Genomic DNA, 19,213 nt, shown 5'->3' with positions numbered 1-19,213 from the left:
CAACGGGAGCAACGGGAGCCACAGGAGATACCGGAGCAACCGGAGCAACTGGAGCAACTGGAGCAACCGGGGCGACCGGAGCAACAGGCCCAACAGGCCCAACAGGTCCAACAGGTCCAACTGGAGCCCTTGCTACCAATACCTTTGCGTTTGCAGCCAATTTAAGTGGTACGATTATCCCTGTATTGCTGGGTGGTACACTTGTTCCATTCCCTGACGCTCAGGATATCGGACCAGGAATTACGGTCAATGCAACTAGTGATACCTTTACTGTAGCAGCCGCTGGTAACTATTTCATTTCTTACACTATTAACCTTACTGCGTCACTTCTTGTAAGCTCGCGTATCTTAGTAAATGGAGTACCGGTAGCGGGTAGTGTTGTTTCACCATTAATTGGTTTAACCTCATTCGAAGCACAGGTAATTGTTCCTGTACCAGCTGGAGGAACCATTCAGGTACAACTATTTGGTGTAGCAGCGATAGCCACTTTAGCCGCCACTTTACCAACAAGTATCACGATTATTCGTTTAAGCTAAATCAGGATCAATATGTTAAAAAAGCTGCTCTTCTGAAATAGGAGAGCAGCTTTTTCTTTAGAAATACCTTAATGTGAATAATACTTAATGAACAGTTACGAATTTCCTATAAATTTTATATTGCCATTTTGCCCAAAATTAGGAAATAATAAGTATATGCCACATACCATATACCTCTTTTGTTTTTACTCCTATTATCTTACTGCCAACAGCTTCTCAACGTGTAAAGCCAACCAAGAAAGAGTATTCACATAACAATACTTTTATGAAATAGATATCTTCCCTAATTTTTAAAGAAGCCGTTAAATGTTTATAAATAAACTAATTGTTACTTTTATCATGTCATTTTTATTATAATTTATCTATACCTATCTTTATAAATAAATATATAATTATTTACACATATAATTGTATGGAAGTGTTGAATATCCTGAATAATTATAATATAGTGCCAATTATAATGAGTAGATATATAAGTATTGAAGAGGTGTCTTTGCTTGATTTTGCTACGTATTACATAAGGAATGGAAACTATTGAAAAGAGGTGACAGGCTATGTTTCAATTAGAAACAAACAGAATGATCTTGCGAAAAATGAAGTTGTCAGATGTGGAAAAATTAAGCAGGATATTTACTGACCCTATCGCTATGCAGTTCTATCCATCTACGAAAAATGAAGAAGAGACGGTTGCATGGATCAAGTGGAATCAGGGGAATTATGAAAAATACGGAATAGGATTTTGGATTGCTGAGAATAAACAGGATGGGGAATTTATAGGGCAATGCGGCTTGGTACCTCAAGAAATTAATCTTCAACAAGAAATTGAAATTGGTTATTTGATTGTCCGTAAATATTGGGGACAAGGATTAGCTACAGAATGTGCAATTGCTTGTAAAGAATATGGTTTCCATAAGCTTGGCCATGACCGTTTGATTTCACTTATTGATAAAAGGAACGTAGCATCCAGACGTGTTGCGGAGAATGTCGGTATGACATGGAAAAAAGAAATTAGTAAATGGAATAAAACGATACAATTATACAGCATAACCAAATAACAGATATGCCCACAAGGAGGAAATCATTGTTAGCATCAATTCTCTTATTTATCACAGCCGGTCTGGCTGAGATTGGCGGCGGCTATCTGGTTTGGCTATGGTTACGAGAGGCAAAACCAGCCTGGTACGGTCTTGTAGGGAGCATCATTCTTATCGCTTATGGGATTATTCCAACTTTGCAGAGATTTCCTACATTTGGACGAGTATATGCAGCTTATGGCGGAGTATTTATTATCCTAGCGATTATGTGGGGATGGCTGGTAGATAAAAAGACCCCAGATATATATGACTGGCTAGGAGCAGCGATTTGTATAGCTGGTGTGGGTGTTATTTTGTGGGTGCCTAGACCATAGGGGCATGGTTTCTATCTTAATGTAAAGATAGGGACCATGCCTATTTATGTGGCATTTTCAAAAAAAATATGGTAAAGTTTAAATCCTACTTTACATATAGGAATTAATGTATTATAACTTGAATATGCTTTAGTTACCTTCATGAGAATTTATCAGAAAGAACGGAGGGAATCCATTGTCAACAGTTTGGATTTTACTTAATATTGCTATCATGTTACTCATTATTTTTGGACTATATACCATGCAAAAGAAACATATTTCCTTTTCGAAGCGAGTGTTTACCGCACTGGCTGTTGGGATTGTCTTCGGAATTGGCTTACAGCTGATCTTTGGGGCAAAAACAGACATTGTAAAGGATTCGATAGAATGGTTTAACATTGTAGGTAAAGGCTACATTAAGCTTTTACAGATGATTGTAATGCCACTGGTATTTATATCTATTTTAGCTGCTTTTACAAAGGTTAAGCTAACGAATAATATCGGAAAAATTAGTTCCTTAATTATTGGTATCCTAATTGCAACCACAGCGGTCTCTGCCGCTATTGGGATTGGAACAACACTCGCCTTTCAGTTAGAAGCTGTGCAAATTCAACAAGGCGACCAGGAAACAAATCGAGCTGCTCAACTAGAAAAGACGTTTGGCCAAATTCAGGATTTATCTCTTCCTCAGAAAATCGTGGAATTATTACCGGCCAACCCGTTTCTTGATCTAACAGGTCAACGTTCTACCTCTACGATTGCTGTTGTTATTTTTGCTGCCTTGCTTGGCATTGCGTTCTTAGGTGTAAAGGGGAAACAATCGGAACACGCTGCATTCTTTGCCAAAATTGTAGATACATTTTATACGATAATTATGCGGGTAGTGAGCATTATTTTACGCTTAACTCCTTATGGGGTACTAGCTCTCATGACTAAAGTAACGGCTACTAGCGATTACTTAGCGATTCTTAAATTAGGAAAGTTTGTGCTTGCTTCCTATGTTGCGATTCTCATTATGTTTGTTATTCATCTGATTTTACTTGCTGTTACTGGACTTAACCCTATTACTTATTTGAAAAAGACGTTTTCTGTTTTAACTTTTGCATTCACTTCACGTTCAAGTGCAGGAGCATTGCCTTTAAACGTAGAAACGCAGCGTGATAAATTGGGAGTACCGGAAGGCATAGCTAACTTTGCTGGATCTTTTGGTTTATCCATTGGTCAAAATGGTTGCGCAGGTATTTATCCAGCCATGTTAGCTGTGATGATTGCCCCTACAATTGGGATTGATCCATTGACGCCTTCTTTCATCGTATCTCTTATTGCTGTCGTTGCGATTAGTTCCTTTGGAGTTGCAGGCGTAGGTGGTGGAGCCACTTTTGCTGCTCTTCTGGTCCTCTCTACAATGAACATGCCAATTGCATTAGCTGGTTTGTTAATTTCTGTAGAGCCATTAATTGATATGGGACGTACAGCTCTAAACGTGAGCGGCAGTATGGTAGCCGGTGTGATCACTAGCCGTGTAACGAAAGAGTTAGACACCAATATTTACAATGATCAAACCCAAAAACATGTAGAAGCGTAAGAGCATCGGATTGTTTTTTACAGCCTTTTCGCTTTGTTTCTTTTTCAAGTGTCGTCTCGAGACAATTCCTTTGTCTGGGGCGGCACTTTTTTTGTAAGGTTGACAAGCCAGTAACATCTCACTATAATTCTGAACAATAAGTATTGGAATGTTATGAAAAAATATGCATGAAGCCGTGAAGAGGAAGAGTAAAAGAAAGCTCTGGTGTCAGAGAGCCGTCTCAATGTGCTGCGAAGATGGTCGCTATCTTTCCTTGAAAATCACCTCGGAGCTTTGTTGTGGAACAGATCAGTGCAGAGCAGAAGCAGGGGAGAGTCAGAGCTTACAGGAAACTTTCAATCTCTGTGATCATTAGTACATGACAACGAATTGTCCACGTTATCGGACTGAGTCTATTTGAACCTTTTGTAACGTATGTGGTATATGGATCGCTTTACATGCGAGTCATGAATGAAGGTGAATTAGACTTGTCGAGTCCGTTTTTGTGAAGAAACGGAGAATGCTCAGTGGTATCGCGACTCTCGCCTAAGCAATGGAAGTAAATTTCTTTCATGCTGGGCGAGTTTTTTTGTTATCGAAAAAAATAGAGAGGCGGAGAAACTGATGAATGTAACAACCAGCAAACTAACCATAGAAGATATTCTGGTGGCGAGTCATCTATTGCGAGAAGTTATTGTCAAAACACCGCTACAGTACAATGCCGTTTTGTCAGATAAATACCAATGCAATGTATTCTTAAAGCGGGAGGATTTACAGGTTGTTCGCTCATTTAAGCTGCGCGGTGCCTATTATCTCATGCGTACATTATCGGACGAGCAAATGAAACGCGGTGTCGTTTGTGCTTCCGCAGGTAATCATGCACAAGGGGTTGCATATTCCTGTAAAGCTTTAGGAGCTCGCGGTACGATTTTTATGCCCAGCACAACACCTCGTCAAAAGGTGTCTCAGGTGAAGTTATTCGGCGGTGATCAAGTTGAGATTGTATTAGTGGGCGACACCTTTGATGATTCTTTTTCTGAGGCGATCAAATATGGTAAGGAACATGACATGACGTTCATTCATCCATTTGATCATGAAAAAATTATTGCGGGTCAAGGCACGGTAGGCATGGAAATCCTAAATGATATGACAGAAGCGTTGGATTACCTGTTTGTAGGTATCGGAGGAGGAGGTCTGGCGGCAGGTGTTGGAACTTGTGTCAAGGGGATTAGCCCTCTAACAGATGTTATTGGAGTAGAGCCCCAAGGAGCGGCTTCTATGAAGCAGTCCTTTAGAGAAAATCAAGTGATCGCTTTGCAAGAGATTGATACATTTGTGGATGGGGCCGCGGTTAAGCAGGTAGGGCAGCTCTCATACGAGCTATGTAAAGAGGTGCTTGACGACATTGTCACGGTACCAGAGGGAAAGGTATGCAGTACAATTCTTGATTTATATAATCAAAATGCAATTGTAGCTGAGCCTGCCGGGGCACTTACCATTGCGGCATTGGATGAGTACAAGCGTAAAATTAAAGGGAAAAATGTGGTCTGTATCGTTAGTGGAGGAAATAACGATATTGATCGCATGCAAGATATTAAGGAACGGTCTTTAATCTATGAGGGACTCAAGCATTATTTCATCATTAACTTTCCTCAGCGTGCGGGGGCCTTGCGGGAGTTTCTTGATGAAGTGCTAGGGCCTACAGATGATATTACTAGATTCGAATATACCAAGAAAAATAATAAGGATAACGGACCTGCATTAGTGGGCATTGAATTAAAGCAAAAGGATGATTATGAGGCATTAATGGAACGAATGAAACAAAAGAACTTCCCTTTCATGGAAATCAATCATAATCCTACTTTGTTTAACCTGCTCATTTAGTAGAAATGGGCTCAGAATTTTCTTATTAGAAAGAAAAATAGGCCCCCGATATAACATCAGAGGGCCGCTTCTATTAGGGAGCTAGATGATATGGTACGTTTTATTATCCTCTGGAGATCCATTACTCATAGGCTTTCTTTTAATCCGCAGGAAGTAATAGAGTAAACAGAAAAGAGCGAACGCTCCACCGCAATATAAGGCAATCCGCTGATCTTTATCAAAGGCTAGGCTGATAAGTACAACTAGGTTGAGTGTCAAACTAATTAAGGGCAGGATTGGATAAAACGGAGTCCGGAATTTGAGATCGTGTAGCTTCCCGCCATTTTTTAGATAATGCTTACGGAATGCTAATTGAGAGGCAGAAATTGAAATCCAGCCTACCTGTGCTCCTAATCCTGCAAGGGAGATCAACCAGAGATATACGGTATTTTCAGCATACACGCTGGAAAGCAAGGATAGCAGGGAAATGGAAAATGTGAGTAATAGGGCGTTCATGGGGACGCCTTTTTTGTTTACTTTGCCGAGTGCTGGACTGGCCATTTCTGTTTTAGATAAAGACCACAGCATTCGAGTGGCCGCATATAAACCGGAATTAGCTACAGATAGTAATGCTGTTAGGATAACAAAATTCATAATATCGGCGGCATACGGAATACCAATTTTGTCGAACACCATGACGAATGGACTTTCAATCACTCCTGCTTGTTGATGGGGAATCAGGCCGGCTAAAATCGTGATTGCCAGCACAAAAAAGATAAGTGTTCGCCAGACGGTAGCCCGAATTGATTTTGGAATGTTTTGCTCTGGATTGTCACTTTCACCAGCAGCAATGCCAATGAGCTCGGTTCCCTGAAAGGAAAAATTGACCGTTATCATCGTAAGCAACAGACCAGTAATTCCATTAGGTAGCCAGGAGGTTTCGGCAAAATTGCTTAGCATGGGAGCTGCTTCGCCACTGCGGAAGGGAATGATACCAAACATTGCACCACCGCCGAGCACGATAAAGGCTAAAATAGCCGCTACCTTGAAACTGGAGAACCAGAATTCAGTCTCACCAAAAGCTTTAGCTGACAGGGCATTGAGTAAAAAGAGGATTATGCCAAAAATAGCGCACCACATCCAGACGGGTGAATCTGGAAACCAACGTTGCATGAGTAGACCAGAAGATAAAAGCTCCAGAGCTACTGTTACAGCCCAGCCCAACCAGTATAGCCATCCAATGGTAAAACCCATTGCTGGACTAATAAATTTAGTTGTATACGTCTGGAACGAGCCAGATACAGGCATAGCAACCGATAATTCACCGAGGCAGAGCATGGTGAGATACATGATAAACCCACCTACAAGGTAGGAAATGATGGCTCCGATCGGACCTGCTTGGCTAATGGTATAGCCGGAGCCTAGAAAGAGTCCTGTGCCAATAATTCCGCCGAGTGAGATCATAAATAAGTGTCTACTTTTCAGCGTGCGTTGCAATTCATGAGAGGAACGGTGTGTGGACATGTCCTTCTCTCCTTTCTATGATCTCACAGTGAGATGTATGCGTTTACAGAGAAAACATTATGCAACATTCGTACCAGTTTCAATTTTCTGAATTATAAAGATAAATAAAAGGGGGTGCAAAAAAAATTGTCGGTTTTTGTGTGAAAAACTTTGCTGCCAATTTTTTTTGCATGTTGATACTTATTGATTTTCTTGTTGTAAACGGCGTAAGCGATATTGCAAACTTTGTCGACTCATCCCTATATGTTCTGCGGTATGGGATATATTTCCTGCAAACTGATCTAATTTTTTTTGAAGATAGATCGCTTCGAAGGATTGTAGCACTTCTTTTAGTGATAAAGAATCCTGCTGTAAGAGGTGTAGGGTATCTTTAATATAAGATTCGTGCAAAATTGGTTGAGTATTGGCAGTTCCTGTCGAATAGGCTCTAATAGACGGAATAGATGACAAAGGAGCTTCTTTATGATCTATACCCTTTTTTTCCTGACCCTCGAAGGCTGGCGAAGAAGGAAATGATGCTGATCCAGGTAGTTTACGCCGAATATGGTGGAGAGGTAGATGGTCAAGTGCAATGCTGGTTTCATCGGTTAGCATTAAATTCATCGCACCTTCAATGAAGTGTTCTAACTCACGAACATTTCCAGGCCAATCATAATCTCCAAAAAAACGCTGTACGTCTTCGGTTATACCTACTACATCCATTTGAAACAGGCGGTTATATTTTTCGATGAAATGAGTAACTAAAGGAGGAATATCCTCCCGACGTTCACGCAGCGGCGGAATGAGCAGGGTGACCACACCTAGACGATAATATAAATCCTTCCGCAATTTGTTTGCTGAGATTGCTTCGATTGGGTCCTCATTAATGGCGGCGATAATGCGTACGTTAATGGTACGATCCTTGGTATCACCGATGCGTCGGATGGTTTTCTCCTGCAGGGCGCGCAACAATTTGGCTTGAAGGGATAGGTTAAGCGAATTTAGTTCATCTAAAAACAGGGTTCCACCTTCTGCTTGCTCAAATAAACCAGGTCTTTCTATGGCTCCTGTAAAGGCACCCTTTGTTGTACCGAATAATAGTCCCTCGATTAAGCTGTCAGGAAGAGCTGCACAATTTTGCGAAATAAAAGGGGACTTGGCTCGCATGCTTGCATTATGAATGCTTTGCACAAACAGCTCTTTGCCAGTTCCAGTTTCTCCGACAATCAGAACAGAGGAGGAGGTGCGTGCTACTCGATTTGCATGTTCAATCATTTCACGAATGGCAGGACTATTTCCAATAATGCTGGCAAAGGTATAACGAGTGTTACCCATCTCTTTTTTTACGAAATAATTTTCACGTATCATCCGCTCCATTTTGGTTACATCATTAGCGATTTCCACTGCTCCAATATTTTTTCCATGTTGCTGCAAGGGGAGAGTGTTGCTAATGGTAGTAATCTCTTGTCCCTTTCCGTTTAAATAGGTTTGTCTGATCTGGCGCAGGCTCTCTCCCTTATGTAGAGCTTGAAGCAAGGTGCTTTCCTGACCAGGGGAAAATTGAAAAACGTCTAGCAGCTTCTTGCCAAGAACATCCTCTTTTTGCATGCCTTCTAGTTCTGCCATTTTACGATTATATAAAATAGAGGTGCCATCCGCGTCGATCACGTGCACACCTTCATTCATTTCGTCCAAAATATGAGCAACCATTGCAAGAAAGGTTGTTCCGTCCATCAACCGAGAAGTGGACATAGCAGCTCACCTCAATTCGTCATTTTATCAATTTGGTGTAGTCATTCTAACATAGATAGAGGGAGGTGCAAAATATTTTTGCTAGTGAAGGCCTCTTGCTATTGTTTGTGCAAACTTTTTTTGCGTAGTAAGCTCATTTCGTGCCATAAAAGCTTAATTTTTTACAATTTTTTGCTGGCATAGAAAATGCATAAAACTATAAGCAGACAGATATAGGGAGGGTTATTTATGACAACGACAAAACAAATTATTGATCAGACAGAACGGTTCGGAGCACATAATTATCATCCATTGCCGATTGTTATTTCCAAAGCAGAGGGCGTCTGGGTAGAAGACCCTGAAGGCACTCGCTATTTAGATATGTTAAGTGCGTATTCTGCCTTGAATCAAGGACATCGCCACCCAAAAATCATTCAAGCGCTGAAGGATCAAGCGGATAGAGTAACCTTAACCTCGCGAGCCTTTTACAACGATCAGCTTGGTCATTTTTATGAAAAAGTTGCTACCTTGACAGGCAAAGATATGGTAATACCAATGAACTCGGGAGCAGAAGCGGTAGAAACAGCAGTTAAAGCAGTACGTCGTTGGGCGTATGATAGTAAAAAAGTACCGGCTAATCAAGCGGAAATTATTGTGTGTGAAGGGAACTTCCATGGACGAACAGTTACCATCACTTCCTTTTCTTCCGCAGATGAATATAAACGCGGCTTTGGACCATTCACCCCTGGATTCAAGGTTATTCCGTACGGTGACAGCAAGGCATTAGCAGAAGCGATTACTCCTAATACGGCCGCTTTTTTAGTAGAGCCGATTCAAGGAGAAGCTGGGATTGTTATCCCAGAGGAGGGCTTTTTACGTGAAGCGCGCCGTCTCTGTGACGAGCATAATGTTTTGCTGCTAGCAGATGAAATCCAAACTGGCTTTGGACGTACAGGAAAAATGTTTGCCACAGATTGGGAAGGTATAAAAGCAGATATGTACATTATGGGTAAAGCGTTAGGCGGTGGAGTTTTCCCAATCTCTGCTGTAGCCGCTGACAGCGAGGTACTAGGCGTATTCGAACCAGGCTCCCACGGGTCTACCTTTGGTGGAAATCCACTAGGCTGTGCAGTAGCAGTGGCCGCGTTGGAAGTGTTGGAAGAAGAAGGATTAGTGGAACGCTCCCTAGAGCTTGGCGCTTATTTTATGGAAAAAATGAAAGAGATCAAGAACCCGCATATGAAAGAGATTCGCGGTAAAGGGTTGTTTATCGGATTAGAGCTGGATACAGCAGCACGTCCGTATTGTGAAAGCTTAAAAGCATTAGGCTTGCTGTGCAAGGAAACGCATGATACGACGATTCGTTTTGCACCGCCGCTGGTTATCACGAAAGAAGAGCTGGATTGGGCGATTGAACGAATTAAGCAAGTATTGGCGTAAAGCGAAAGAAGAGCTAGTTACTCATAAGGAAAAGAGCCAGAATGTCTGGCTCTTTCTATTTTTTCTAACCTATTGCTGCTTTTTATCCGTGAGATTTACTTCCCAATCGACATTTCTATATTCCTTTTTAGCAAAGTGATATTTGATAGTCAGCTCTTTTGGCATGGTAGTTAGCTCGTGAATAGTTAACGTGTTATCAGAAGATTGATAGATACGATAGGATTTACCGGTTTCATCGATTGCTCTCCACATCGATGTATTCACAACGTTCTTGCCTAAAACACTTTCAATTTCAAGATCTACCCTTTCATTTTCCGTATCTACTTTTACTTTTTTAAAGGTGTATACACTACCGTCACTTCCTGTAGCAGTAACAGGCTTTTGAGCTAATGTTGCTGGTGAAAACTTTGTTTGAAAACTAGCTGGTTCACTTCGATAGATCGCTTTTAGTTTAAAGGTCGTAGGCTCCAGGCTTTGTGGGGTAAAGGTATCCCAGACTGTATATGATCCATCTGGATTGCTTGTTCCGGAGAAGCCATTGGGAATCACGTTTTTATTATTACTAGCTTTACTGTCATCCTGTGCTGCTAGGATATTTCCCTTCTCATCTAATAATTCATAAGCGATATCGATCTGACGCATTTCTAAAGAGGCAAATTCTAGCTTCTCTTCTACTTCTTCTTTTCCTTTAGCACTCGAATTTTCATTTACTCCAATCTGATCAATCATTTTCTTTATGTTTTGCTTTTCTTTATCTGTCCATTCCTTTCGGAGGGTGAGGAGCGTTGCACTCGGTGCTATATCTAGCTTTTGTAGATCTATGGTAACACCTTGCGCAGATGTATATTGTTTATTCGGAAGCAAGGTTTTTGTCACCTGTTTTGCCTTCTTCATATCAATTGGAATACGTAGTTTCCATTCGCCTTTTATGTCCTTGATTTTTGTGAAAGTAATATCCATAAACATTTCGTCTGGCAATGGATTCTTATCCGTAAACAGATTGGCAATCTCATGTTTTACGATGAGAAGGTCACCTAATGGACCGGTAATTCCACCAGATTTGCTAAACGGCTTTCCTTGGCCATCTGTTAGCTGGGCATCCATTTCAGCTTTTGTAATTTCTTCGACAGGTATTTTTTTGCCCTCTTTATCGATAGCGTCCAATAGAACAGCGACCCGTAATGTATCTGCCATTAATTCTTTAGCTTCTATTGTAATCCCTTGCTGGGTCACTTTTGTAGTTAGCTTTTGTACGTATCCTTGTGTGGCGGCATTTTTTAGTCCTATGTCAGCTTTTTTATTATCTGAAAATAAACTATGCACATAATCGGCAAAGGTAGGGGATACAAAGGTACCTAAAGAAACAGCTAAAGTAAGTCCGGCAACAGCAAGTGTAGCTTTTTTCACGATATTCCAGCTCCTTTTTTTCCAATTAATAGGTGGTTTCAATGGTATAATGTGCTCCATTCGTCTTTCTACATCTTGGGTAAATGTTTCGGAGAGAGGTGGAATGTCCATATCCATCAGGGCTTCCTCCCAATTCTCCCATGTGACAAGATCGTTAGGATGTCCGTTATCAGCATCAATATCAACATCAACATCAACGTCTTGGCTTTCAAGATGCCCTTCTGCTTCTTCTTTCTCTAAAAGGCGCCGACATTGCGAACAAGTCGCTACATGCAATTCATAGCGTTCGCTCTCTTCAGGAGAGAGTAGATCTTTCATGTAGGCTTGGTACAGTCTCAATTTCACACAAGTCATAGAATCCACCTCCTTCAACAGAGGCTAATAAGCTCTCACGCAATTTTTTATGTGCTCGATGTAGGCGCATTTGTACAGTGGTCACAGGAATTTCTAGAATATCCCTGATCTCCTTGTAGCTGAAATGCTCGTGATGACGAAGCATGAGAACCGTTCGGTATGACTCATCCAGTGCTAATAAGTGAGATTGTAATATTTGATTTCGTTCTTTCTCCAACAGAATGTATTCTGGTGTTTGGTTGTCGACCAAGGTGGTTTCATTTTGATTTTTCCTTGGAGATTTCTTTCGTTTACGGAGCTCATCTATACAATGATTGGCTGCTATCCGGTACAGCCAGGATGAGAAGGAGTGCTTCGGTTTATATTGGTGAATATGACAATATGCCTTAAGAAAAACATCTTGAGCCATGTCTTGTGCGTCTTGTTGCTGGCCTATCATCGGTATAGGTAAGCGTAGATTTTACCTTTATACTTGTCGACAATGCGTGTATAGGCTTCTTTATGTCCGCGTTGCACAAGAACAACCAACTCTTGGTCGTCCTGCATTGGTGTAAGTCCTCCTATTCAAAAAGGGAGCTGCGCAGCTTTTTTTCCTTTTTGTACTTTCACAATGATGTGGGTTAGCTAACGATATCTAAGGGTGTTTTTATTTAAATCATAAGCTATAACGTAGGAGAGGGATTTTCTTTCACACTTTTTGAAAAAATTTTTAAAAGGGTTGTTGTATGCTATCATAGCGTTGAGACTTTTGTGAGCGGAGGGATAGATATGACGTTACATAAGACAGATGGAGCAACATTGGCAAACGGAGTAGTAAAGCCGTGGCTAGGGCTTGGAGTCTATAAGGCAGAAGACGGCGCTGAAGTGGAGAAAGCCATTCATATGGCGCTGGAGGCTGGCTATCGCAGCATCGATACAGCGGCAATTTATGAAAATGAAGCAGGAGTCGGCAAAGCGATCCGAGATAGTAAAATTCCACGTGACGAGATTTTTGTCACGACAAAGGTGTGGAACACGGAGCAAGGCTATGAGTCAACCTTACAAGCCTTTGATGCTAGTCTTCAAAAATTAGGCTTGGATTATATTGATTTATATTTGGTGCACTGGCCGGTTCCTGGTAAATATAAAGAGACGTGGAGAGCGTTGGAGACTCTTTATAAAAAAGGGCTTGTCCGTTCGATTGGTGTAAGTAATTTTCATATTCATCATTTGGAAGATTTGTTGTCAGTATGTGAAGTGAAACCGATGCTGAACCAGATAGAGATGCATCCATATTTAATACAGAAGGAATTGCGTCAGTACTGCGAGCAGAACGGAATTTATGTAGAGGCTTGGCGTCCTCTGATGCGAGGCAATCTGGAGGTTCCTCTGCTGCAAGAAATGGCAGAGCGCTATCAGAAAACTCCTGCTCAAATCGTGTTACGCTGGGATTTACAGCATAATGTCCTGGTTATACCTAAATCTGTGAAAAAAGAACGGATTATTGAGAATGCGGGTCTATTTGATTTTGAGCTTACGGATGCAGACATGGCGCTGTTAGACGGATTGAATCGAGATCAACGTTTCGGCCCCGATCCCGATCACTTTGATTATGAATAGATAAAAAAAGAAAAAACATTTCACGTGTCCATGAATTAGGAACGTGGAATGTTTTTTGTTTACAGTGTCAGTTGATCAAAACTATAGCTGTGAACGAACTGGGCAGGAAGAATTTTTATGTCATAGACTTCTGTGAATGGCAGCTCGATCTCATCGACCTGGATTAAAGATTTTTTATCAATTACCTTAATGCTGGCGTTCTTTTCCGTGGTCAAATTACGTGGCTGACTGACCCCCAGCAGAATGTAATCATCTGTAAAACAGAGCCCGCGTGGATATCCGGGATGACTTAATGAATGAATCTGATCATCTTCTTGTATTAAAAGACGTTGTAGCCCTGAATCGCATACATAACGACGATTCCCTTCTGCTTTTGGAGTATGGGGATGAGTCAGTTCCAACCAGAGCTTTTCCTTAGTTTCCACATCCATGACAAAGCCATTGTAAAGAGGATCTTTATAATAATCTCCGTGTTTTACTCCCTCACAAAAGGCAGTTACCACCAAGCGGCCATTCCAGAAATCAATACAATTTACATGCCAAGAATCTCCTTCACCAGGAAATGACCATCGTTGCATAACTTCCCCAGTATCTGTACAAAGCGAAACAACTTCATTTGTGCCAGTAGAAACAGCATATAACACATCATCCTGTACCAGCAGGTCATGGATATCAGCCAGATCATGATTCATCAACTTTTTTTGAGTACCATCAGGGTGATAGAACATGAGTAAAGCTAAATCAGCAAGGTGAAAAGAACGTATGACAGATGAGTTGTGTATGGCAAGTCCCGTTGATGAGAAGTTATCAAATACGTGCATTACTCTGTTTTCATAACAAGCCAAACCACCACCGTTAGGGGCGCTTATTAAAAGGGCTTCAGATAAAGATAACATGTCAAATCCCCCTTTTCTAAACCGGAATTTTGCCTGTATTGGACTGCCAGCTATCTTGTTCATTTCCCTTACTACTATATTCAAATATAAAGCGACCGACACACTATTGGGACAGAAGCAAGAAGCCCGTCAAACCGAGCGGAGTATGCCTAACAATCGTACAAGCAACTGTGCATAATGTAATAAAAAAGAGGGAGGGAGTGAGGAAATGAGTAACCAACCGACTGATCATACGCAACAGATTGTGTGGCAAACCTCAACAGTAACACAACAGGAACGCTTTGGACTAAACGGCCATAAAAGCTGTGTGTTATGGCTAACTGGATTATCCGGATCAGGGAAGTCAACGATTGCATTTGCTGTTGAGCGGGCGCTGTTGGCTCAAAAAATTCGCTCCTATGTGCTGGATGGCGATAATATCCGGCATGGTTTGAATAAAAATTTGGGATTTAGCAAAGAAGACCGACAAGAAAATATTCGCAGGGTAGCAGAGGTAGCCAAGCTGTTTGTGGATGCGGGGCTTATTACTATCGTTTCGTTTATTTCCCCCTATGAAGAAGACCGGCAAATGGCTCGAATGCTGTTTGCTGATCAGGTTTTTTATGAAATCTATATGAAGTGTCCGTTAGAGGTCTGTGAACAAAGAGATCCGAAGGGCTTGTACAAAAAAGCAAGGACTGGAGAAATAAGCCAGTTTACAGGAATTAGTGCGCCTTATGAGCCGCCGGTTAACCCTGATTTCATTTTAGAAACCGCCCATTGTTCAATTGAAGAAGCTGTAGAAGCTATTCTTGTATTGGTTAATAAACAAGGGAAAATATAAACAGTTTATGGCCTTAATAATATGCAAAACCATGGTGAACAGAAATAAAGGATTGTGTGAAAGAAACTAGATTTGGCTGAATCCAAGAGAAAGAGACCAATAAGAAGGCTTGTATGGGTCATAGATGGAATATAACAAGTCTTTCGGATTAGACAAGGTAGGAATGGTGTTCCTACCTTGTTTTATTTTTATTACTGATAGGGTTTAGCTTGTACCTGTGAGGATGTCAAGAGTATATAAATGGTCGTATTTTATAGCTAGCAGGATTTTCTGAGTAAAAATTTGTAATTTGTAAAACAACCTTATGCTTTCTATCAAAACAGCGTATAATGGAGAAGTCTGTTTACCGCAACCAGACAACCAGAAGAATTCCATGCCTTGGTGCATGGGAGAGGTTCGCGAACTCCCTCTATAAAAAACTACCTGGGGACAAGTTTCATATGAAAGTTCAAGAACGCTCTTTCTTCGTAGACCCTTGAAGACACGATTCTTCAAGAACACGAAAGGGATGAAGCGAGATGAAAAAAGACAAAGCGGTGGTTGTATTTAGTGGTGGCCAAGATAGCACAACGTGTTTGTTTTGGGCATTAAAACAGTTTGGTGAGGTGGAAGTAGTCACTTTTGATTACGGCCAGCGTCACAAGCAAGAAATTGAATGTGCGCAGCGAATTGCCAAGGAACAAGGTGTAGGGCAGACGATTATGGATATGAGTCTGTTAAACCAATTGGCTCCTAATGCGTTGACACGCGATGATGTAGCGATTGAACAGGTAGAAGGTGAAATCCCCAATACATTTGTGGATGGACGCAATCTGCTCTTTTTGTCGTTTGCAGCGGTCTACGCTAAGCAAATTGGTGCTCGGCATATCATTACTGGTGTTTGCGAAACCGATTTTAGCGGTTATCCAGATTGTCGGGATTCCTTTATCAAATCACTCAATGTCACTTTGCAGTTAGCGATGGATTATCCATTTGTGATCCATACACCGCTTATGTGGCTAAACAAAGCGCAGACGTGGAAGCTATCCGATGAACTGGGTGCGTTTGAGTATATCCGTGAAAAAACCTTGACCTGCTACAACGGAGTGATTGGCGATGGATGTGGGGAATGCCCTGCTTGCCAGTTGCGTGCCGCGGGCCTGGAAGCATACGAAGAGGAGCGTGCGAACAATGGGAAACTTCTATGATTTTCGCATTGTCGAACGCTTGCAGCGATATGAACAGGATATCCAGAAGAACGAGTTGCGTTATCATCAAAAGCGAGTGCTGGTAAGTAAAGAATTCACTTTTGATGCCGCTCATCATCTGCATGCTTACGAAGGGAAATGTAAGAATTTACATGGACACACCTATAAGGTTGTGTTTGGCATTAGTGGTTGTCCCAATGAAATTGGGATTACCGTAGACTTCGGAGACATTAAAACGATCTGGAAGGAACAGATCGAGGTTTATTTAGATCATCGTTATTTAAATGAAACGTTACCGCCAATGAATACAACAGCAGAAAATATGGTAGCGTGGATTTTCGAAAAAATGGAAGAGTCGCTTACCAATAGCTCTATTTATCAGGAACAGGGTGTACGTGTGGAATTTGTACGGCTATTCGAGACACCAACTAGCTACGCCGAAATGCGCCGGGAGTGGATGTATCATGAGTAGCATTCCTGTGCTGGAAATTTTTGGCCCGACAATCCAAGGAGAAGGAATGGTTATTGGGCAAAAAACCATGTTTGTACGTACGGCTGGCTGCGATTATCGGTGCAGTTGGTGTGATTCTGCCTTTACATGGGATGGCTCGGCTAAAGAGCAAATCAGCATGCTGACAGCAGAAGAAATTTGGAATCAGCTACAGAAGCTTGGCAAAGACTGCTTCTCGCATGTCACGATCTCAGGGGGCAATCCGCTATTGCTGGCCCCGCTTGGAGAACTAGTCCAGTTGCTGCATTCCCACAACATTCGCATTGGTGTGGAAACCCAGGGGAGCAGATGGCAGGAATGGTTAGCTGAAGTGGATGATATCACCTTATCTCCGAAACCACCTAGCTCCGGGATGACGACAAATATAGACCGACTGGATGAAATCGTTGCCAAGCTTACTGACAACCCTCTTCAATCAACTGATCAACAGGTTAGCATGAAGGTAGTTGTATTTAACGACGAGGATTTCCAGTATGCAAAAGAATTACATCAGCGTTATCCGCAGGTGCCGTTTTATTTGCAAGTAGGGAATCCTGAATTAGCTGATATTGAAGGTGAACGAGAAGGCTTGCGTGATCATTTACTACAATCATTGGAATGGTTAGTGGACAAGGTAGCCATGACCAAAGAGTTTAACAATGCCAAAGTTCTGCCCCAGCTACACACCCTGCTGTGGGGCAATAAACGAGGCGTGTAAGATCGTCCGCCGAAATGTGCCTTGCAGATGTGAGAAAAAGAGCTAAAGGAGTTTCATAAAGATGACCCATAATAATCAATCTACCAACCCGCAATTAAAAGATTTAACGCTGCTTGGCAATCAACAGACAGCGTATTATTATGAATATAATCCAAATGTTTTAGAAGCATTTGATAATAAGCACCCATATCGCGATTATTGGGTAAAATTTAATTGCCCCGAATTTACCAGCCTCTGTCCAATGACAGGTCAGCCAGATTTTGCAACCATTTATATTAGTTATATACCTGATAAGAAAATGGTTGAAAGCAAATCCTTAAAACTGTATCTATTTAGTTTCCGCAATCATGGTGATTTCCATGAGGATTGCATGAATATTATTATGAACGATTTAATTAAACTAATGGACCCAAAATATATTGAGGTATGGGGGAAATTCACTCCACGCGGAGGTATTTCGATTGATCCATATTGCAATTATGGGAAGCCAGGCACTAAATTTGAAGAGATGGCGGAGCATCGCATGATGAATCATGACATGCATCCGGAGAAAGTGGATAATCGATAGAATGAACATTGTATAGCAAAAGAGGCGGTCTTCATCCCGATTTTGATCGGAGATGGGCCGCCTCTTTTAACAATTCACTATCCTAGGGTAGTCTGCTCTCTCTCTAGCTTTCTACGATACACTATTCTTGAGATTCCAATGCTTAATTCGTATAACCCAATCAGCGGTACAATGACCAATATGTCCGATATGATGTCTGGTGGAGTTACCGAGATAGAAATGATGGATAGTAGAAAATAAGCGGGCTTGCGTAATTTTGCTAACCGATGCGGATTCACAATGCCCAAATGACTGAAAAATAAAACCACCAGTGGAAGCTCGAATAATACCGAGAAGGGTAGGCAAAAAGCGAGCATAAAGCTGAAATAGTCGCTAGCCGTAATGAAGAGCTGAAAGTTATTGTTGGACAATCCTAGCACGAATTGATACACCATCGGGAACAAAATAAAATAGGCAAACATTGCCCCGCTGATAAACAACAGAAACAGAGCGGGAATATACATCAATGTTACCTGACGTTCTCTAGTGGTTAAAGCTGGAGAAACAAAGCCCCATATCTGAAAAGCTGCAATCGGAATCGTAATCGCGACTGCGGCCCATGCAGATAGCCTCATATAAATGGTTAGTACATCGGTAGGGCCTAAGATGGTCAGCTTTTCTCCAGAACGATTCGTGAGGAATTGATAAATAAAATCTACATACAAAAAACAGACAACAAAGCTGATCAAAAATGTGGCAATGACAATAATAATCCGTTTTCGCATATCACTTAGATGGTCGAAGATATGACTTGGAGTGTTGGAAGGGTCCAATGAAATTCTACCTCTTTCAACTAGATTCGAACAAACCAATTAGGAAACCTCTTTTTTAGCTGGCTCCATAGCTTTTGTTGCTTCTGTCGTTTTCGCTGGTTCTAAGGACTGAACCGGTTCCTCGTCCTTGGTTAAATCCTTGGCTGCTGTTTTAAATTCACTTAGGGTACGTCCAAAGGCACGACCAATCTCAGGCAGCTTGCTAGGGCCAAAGATAACCAATGCAATAATTAAAATCAGGATAAGACCTGGAATCCCAATAGATGATAGCATGTGGATTTATCTCCCTTCCTTAAATATAGAGTGTCTATCTACCTTCAAAAAGGCAGGTGTAG

General features: G+C 41.4%; 19 protein-coding genes. 12 read left to right on the top strand and 7 right to left on the bottom strand.

What is annotated here, in order from left to right:
• From AYJ08_RS23960 to ilvA, 5 genes are all read left to right on the top strand, one after another.
• On the top strand, nt 1-536 hold a 536-nt coding region (locus tag AYJ08_RS23960), incomplete at its 5' end, for a BclA C-terminal domain-containing protein (RefSeq protein ID WP_483295066.1).
• A gap of 554 nt (nt 537-1,090) precedes the next feature.
• Nucleotides 1,091-1,591, top strand: a complete 501-nt coding sequence (locus AYJ08_RS10915; protein ID WP_064017742.1) for a GNAT family N-acetyltransferase — start codon at nt 1,091-1,093, stop codon at nt 1,589-1,591.
• A 26-nt stretch (nt 1,592-1,617) separates the two neighbouring features.
• On the top strand, nt 1,618-1,944 hold the full coding sequence (locus AYJ08_RS10910) for a YnfA family protein (protein WP_064017741.1): 327 nt from the start codon (nt 1,618-1,620) through the stop codon (nt 1,942-1,944).
• Nucleotides 1,945-2,119: 175 nt separating this feature from the next.
• The gene (locus AYJ08_RS10905) at nt 2,120-3,508 is read left to right on the top strand and encodes an L-cystine transporter (protein ID WP_064017740.1); all 1,389 of its coding nucleotides are present in this window, start codon (nt 2,120-2,122) and stop codon (nt 3,506-3,508) included.
• A 603-nt stretch (nt 3,509-4,111) separates the two neighbouring features.
• Entirely contained in the window at nt 4,112-5,371 is a 1,260-nt protein-coding gene (ilvA, locus tag AYJ08_RS10900; protein WP_064017739.1) for a threonine ammonia-lyase IlvA, read from the top strand.
• An 81-nt stretch (nt 5,372-5,452) separates the two neighbouring features.
• On the opposite strand, the gene AYJ08_RS10895 is transcribed toward ilvA, so the two are convergent.
• Both AYJ08_RS10895 and AYJ08_RS10890 read right to left on the bottom strand, forming a co-directional pair.
• A complete protein-coding gene (locus tag AYJ08_RS10895) occupies nt 5,453-6,874 on the bottom strand; it encodes an amino acid permease (protein WP_064017738.1) in 1,422 nt (473 codons plus the stop codon).
• A gap of 180 nt (nt 6,875-7,054) precedes the next feature.
• The gene (locus AYJ08_RS10890) at nt 7,055-8,605 is read right to left on the bottom strand and encodes a sigma-54 interaction domain-containing protein (RefSeq protein ID WP_064017737.1); all 1,551 of its coding nucleotides are present in this window, start codon (nt 8,603-8,605) and stop codon (nt 7,055-7,057) included.
• A 228-nt stretch (nt 8,606-8,833) separates the two neighbouring features.
• On the opposite strand from AYJ08_RS10890, the gene AYJ08_RS10885 reads away from it, so the two are divergent.
• A complete protein-coding gene (locus AYJ08_RS10885) occupies nt 8,834-10,024 on the top strand; it encodes an ornithine--oxo-acid transaminase (protein ID WP_064017736.1) in 1,191 nt (396 codons plus the stop codon).
• Nucleotides 10,025-10,093: 69 nt separating this feature from the next.
• On the opposite strand, the gene AYJ08_RS10880 is transcribed toward AYJ08_RS10885, so the two are convergent.
• A complete protein-coding gene (locus AYJ08_RS10880) occupies nt 10,094-11,785 on the bottom strand; it encodes a DUF4179 domain-containing protein (RefSeq protein WP_064017735.1) in 1,692 nt (563 codons plus the stop codon).
• A complete protein-coding gene (locus AYJ08_RS10875; protein WP_231929084.1) occupies nt 11,727-12,194 on the bottom strand; it encodes an RNA polymerase sigma factor in 468 nt (155 codons plus the stop codon). Before AYJ08_RS10875 ends, AYJ08_RS10880 begins: the two co-directional genes overlap by 59 nt.
• Nucleotides 12,195-12,553: 359 nt before the next feature.
• Here AYJ08_RS10875 and AYJ08_RS10870 point away from each other — a divergent pair, with 359 nt between their 5' ends.
• Nucleotides 12,554-13,384: an aldo/keto reductase gene (locus AYJ08_RS10870; protein ID WP_064017734.1), complete on the top strand. Its 831-nt coding sequence runs from the start codon at nt 12,554-12,556 to the stop codon at nt 13,382-13,384.
• A 59-nt stretch (nt 13,385-13,443) separates the two neighbouring features.
• Here the strand turns inward: AYJ08_RS10870 and AYJ08_RS10865 are convergent, their stop codons facing one another.
• Entirely contained in the window at nt 13,444-14,280 is an 837-nt protein-coding gene (locus AYJ08_RS10865; RefSeq protein ID WP_064017733.1) for a DUF4915 domain-containing protein, read from the bottom strand.
• A gap of 208 nt (nt 14,281-14,488) precedes the next feature.
• Here AYJ08_RS10865 and cysC point away from each other — a divergent pair, with 208 nt between their 5' ends.
• From cysC to queF, 5 genes are all read left to right on the top strand, one after another.
• A complete protein-coding gene (gene cysC, locus AYJ08_RS10860) occupies nt 14,489-15,103 on the top strand; it encodes an adenylyl-sulfate kinase (RefSeq protein WP_064017732.1) in 615 nt (204 codons plus the stop codon).
• Nucleotides 15,104-15,621: 518 nt separating this feature from the next.
• On the top strand, nt 15,622-16,290 hold the full coding sequence (gene queC, locus AYJ08_RS10855) for a 7-cyano-7-deazaguanine synthase QueC (RefSeq protein WP_003335536.1): 669 nt from the start codon (nt 15,622-15,624) through the stop codon (nt 16,288-16,290).
• On the top strand, nt 16,274-16,762 hold the full coding sequence (gene queD, locus AYJ08_RS10850) for a 6-carboxytetrahydropterin synthase QueD (RefSeq protein WP_064017731.1): 489 nt from the start codon (nt 16,274-16,276) through the stop codon (nt 16,760-16,762). Before queC ends, queD begins: the two co-directional genes overlap by 17 nt.
• The gene (gene queE, locus AYJ08_RS10845) at nt 16,755-17,498 is read left to right on the top strand and encodes a 7-carboxy-7-deazaguanine synthase QueE (RefSeq protein ID WP_064017730.1); all 744 of its coding nucleotides are present in this window, start codon (nt 16,755-16,757) and stop codon (nt 17,496-17,498) included. The genes queD and queE overlap by 8 nt, the downstream gene beginning before the upstream one ends.
• A 61-nt stretch (nt 17,499-17,559) precedes the next feature.
• Nucleotides 17,560-18,066: a preQ(1) synthase gene (gene queF, locus AYJ08_RS10840; protein WP_064017729.1), complete on the top strand. Its 507-nt coding sequence runs from the start codon at nt 17,560-17,562 to the stop codon at nt 18,064-18,066.
• 77 nt (nt 18,067-18,143) lie between these two features.
• Here queF and tatC read toward each other — a convergent pair whose 3' ends face one another.
• Together tatC and tatA are read right to left on the bottom strand one after the other, a co-directional pair.
• Nucleotides 18,144-18,878: a twin-arginine translocase subunit TatC gene (gene tatC / locus AYJ08_RS10835; protein WP_082890926.1), complete on the bottom strand. Its 735-nt coding sequence runs from the start codon at nt 18,876-18,878 to the stop codon at nt 18,144-18,146.
• A gap of 39 nt (nt 18,879-18,917) precedes the next feature.
• Nucleotides 18,918-19,151, bottom strand: a complete 234-nt coding sequence (gene tatA / locus AYJ08_RS10830) for a twin-arginine translocase TatA/TatE family subunit (RefSeq protein ID WP_064017728.1) — start codon at nt 19,149-19,151, stop codon at nt 18,918-18,920.
• Nucleotides 19,152-19,213 lie beyond the last annotated feature (62 nt).

The organism is Brevibacillus sp. SKDU10, assembly GCF_001645205.1.
GTDB lineage: Bacteria > Bacillota > Bacilli > Brevibacillales > Brevibacillaceae > Brevibacillus_B > Brevibacillus_B halotolerans.
Note: the sequence above shows the minus strand (reverse complement) of the source record. Positions and strands in the feature narration are given on the sequence as shown.